This window comes from Acetobacter indonesiensis (assembly GCF_000963945.1).
Taxonomy (GTDB): domain Bacteria; phylum Pseudomonadota; class Alphaproteobacteria; order Acetobacterales; family Acetobacteraceae; genus Acetobacter; species Acetobacter indonesiensis.
In genome coordinates this window covers 1-289 of record NZ_BAMW01000108.1, presented here as the reverse complement: position 1 = coordinate 289, position 289 = coordinate 1, and the positions used below count along the sequence as shown (strand labels likewise).

Here is a 289-nt window from a genome sequence, read left to right as displayed (position 1 = left end):
ATTCACAGGCTTACCAATGGAGGGTGGCCTGTGAGTGATGTGTTTATGTTATCTGAGAGCCAGAGGAAGCGGATTGAGCCGTTTCCTCTGGCGTACGGAATGCCACGCGTGGATGACCGGCGCGTTCTGAGCGGGATCGTTTATGTGATCTGCATGGTCTTCAGTGGAAAGACGCTCCGAAAGCGTATGGTCCGCACAAGACCTTATCAACCGCTTTATCCGGTGGAGCCGCCTAGGTGTCTTTGACAGGATCTTTGTCGCCCTGACAGAACAGGCTGGCCGTTCGAAG

1 pseudogene is annotated in these 289 nt (G+C 54.3%); it reads left to right on the top strand.

The features are described from left to right. Positions 1 to 30 precede the first annotated feature (30 nt). Positions 31 to 289: pseudogene (locus Abin_RS16010) on the top strand (transposase); the annotation flags it as partial.